The sequence below is a fragment of the Gordonia sp. YY1 genome, from assembly GCF_009872315.1.
GTDB lineage: Bacteria > Actinomycetota > Actinomycetes > Mycobacteriales > Mycobacteriaceae > Gordonia > Gordonia amicalis.
On the sequence record NZ_WXYI01000041.1, the window covers coordinates 1 to 2,476 of the forward strand.

General features: G+C 58.3%; 1 tRNA gene and 2 rRNA genes (1 of these 3 cut by a window edge). All 3 read left to right on the top strand.

The features are described 5' to 3' along the window. Nucleotides 1-2: 2 nt before the first annotated feature. Nucleotides 3-79: transfer RNA gene (locus BPODLACK_RS22915), tRNA-Met, on the top strand. An 811-nt stretch (nucleotides 80-890) separates the two neighbouring features. Next, nucleotides 891-2,409, top strand: a 16S ribosomal RNA gene (locus tag BPODLACK_RS22920). A 35-nt stretch (nucleotides 2,410-2,444) separates the two neighbouring features. Continuing rightward, nucleotides 2,445-2,476: ribosomal RNA gene (locus BPODLACK_RS22925) — 23S ribosomal RNA — on the top strand; it runs 2,684 nt beyond the window's last position. Together the 16S and 23S rRNA genes form the textbook arrangement of a ribosomal RNA operon.

Genomic DNA, 2,476 nt, shown 5'->3' on the forward strand with positions numbered 1-2,476 from the left:
AACGCGGGGTGGAGCAGCTCGGTAGCTCGCTGGGCTCATAACCCAGAGGTCGCAGGTTCAAATCCTGTCCCCGCTACCACCACAAGAACCCCCGCCCGGGACTCCCGGGCGGGGTTCTTGCTATGTGCCCCTTGTGGTGTGTGCGCAGCCGACGCGCGGGCGACGGCCCGGCCGGGCGCGGTGTCGAACTGGAGTTGCGCGGAGGTCGCGCGGTTGCGGGATGGGGAGTGGAACCAGGTCGGCCGGCGACGGTCCCCTGCCGATCGCGGGGATTCTCTACCGAATGTCGCGCGGCCCGCCGCAGTCGGGCATGCCGACCTAGGCGCCGATCCTCAATCACCCCGCTGACCTGGCGATTTGACGTTGGGGACCCACGTGCGTAACTTATGTCCAGTCAGCGCGCCACGGCGCCGCCCCGGAGGGCCTGAGAGGGTCTGATTGCGGGGAGTGGAGACCGGGTTTGTCGTTGGCCGCCCCTGAACTTTGTGGTTGAGACTTGGTGTCTCGGTCGCGTTGTGTGGGGTTGTCAGATCTCCTGGGTTCGTCAAATCTTCGGGTTTGCGGACTGGGGTTGGGGTCTGGTAGGCTGGAAGAGTTGCCCCGGAGACGGGGTTGCTGCGGAAAGTCAGAACAAGTCTGCTGGTGAAAGCCCTTGGCGGGGTGTGTATCTGGTGGGTGTGTGTTCTTTGAGAACTCGATAGTGTGATGATGAATTGTCTGATGCCATTATTGGCATCGAGCATTCTTTATGGATGTAGATGTTTGTTTTTGTGTGTGGCGCTCGGCCCCGTCTGGGTGCCACATGGTAGCTAGTTTTGGATTGGTCAGGTTTTGCTTTCCTGATTGTGTTGAAACGCTGGCCCTTTGGGTTGGTTTTGTTTCACTGTTTTTTCATGGAGAGTTTGATCCTGGCTCAGGACGAACGCTGGCGGCGTGCTTAACACATGCAAGTCGAACGGAAAGGCCCGCTTGCGGGTACTCGAGTGGCGAACGGGTGAGTAACACGTGGGTGATCTGCCCTGGACTCTGGGATAAGCCTGGGAAACTGGGTCTAATACCGGATATGACCTTACATCGCATGGTGTTTGGTGGAAAGCTTTTGCGGTTCAGGATGGGCCCGCGGCCTATCAGCTTGTTGGTGGGGTAATGGCCTACCAAGGCGACGACGGGTAGCCGACCTGAGAGGGTGATCGGCCACACTGGGACTGAGACACGGCCCAGACTCCTACGGGAGGCAGCAGTGGGGAATATTGCACAATGGGCGCAAGCCTGATGCAGCGACGCCGCGTGAGGGATGACGGCCTTCGGGTTGTAAACCTCTTTCACCAGGGACGAAGCGCAAGTGACGGTACCTGGAGAAGAAGCACCGGCCAACTACGTGCCAGCAGCCGCGGTAATACGTAGGGTGCGAGCGTTGTCCGGAATTACTGGGCGTAAAGAGCTCGTAGGCGGTTTGTCGCGTCGTCTGTGAAATTCTGCAACTCAATTGTAGGCGTGCAGGCGATACGGGCAGACTTGAGTACTACAGGGGAGACTGGAATTCCTGGTGTAGCGGTGAAATGCGCAGATATCAGGAGGAACACCGGTGGCGAAGGCGGGTCTCTGGGTAGTAACTGACGCTGAGGAGCGAAAGCGTGGGTAGCGAACAGGATTAGATACCCTGGTAGTCCACGCCGTAAACGGTGGGTACTAGGTGTGGGGCTCATTTCACGAGTTCCGTGCCGTAGCTAACGCATTAAGTACCCCGCCTGGGGAGTACGGCCGCAAGGCTAAAACTCAAAGGAATTGACGGGGGCCCGCACAAGCGGCGGAGCATGTGGATTAATTCGATGCAACGCGAAGAACCTTACCTGGGTTTGACATACACCAGAAAGCTGTAGAGATATAGCCCCCCTTGTGGTTGGTGTACAGGTGGTGCATGGCTGTCGTCAGCTCGTGTCGTGAGATGTTGGGTTAAGTCCCGCAACGAGCGCAACCCTTGTCCTGTATTGCCAGCGGGTTATGCCGGGGACTTGCAGGAGACTGCCGGGGTCAACTCGGAGGAAGGTGGGGATGACGTCAAGTCATCATGCCCCTTATGTCCAGGGCTTCACACATGCTACAATGGCTGGTACAGAGGGCTGCGATACCGTGAGGTGGAGCGAATCCCTTAAAGCCAGTCTCAGTTCGGATTGGGGTCTGCAACTCGACCCCATGAAGTCGGAGTCGCTAGTAATCGCAGATCAGCAACGCTGCGGTGAATACGTTCCCGGGCCTTGTACACACCGCCCGTCACGTCATGAAAGTCGGTAACACCCGAAGCCGGTGGCCTAACCCTTGTGGAGGGAGCTGTCGAAGGTGGGATCGGCGATTGGGACGAAGTCGTAACAAGGTAGCCGTACCGGAAGGTGCGGCTGGATCACCTCCTTTCTAAGGAGCACACAACATCACGTGTTTCTGCAGGCGTATGTTCTGCGGCGCGTGTGTGTTCGAGGGT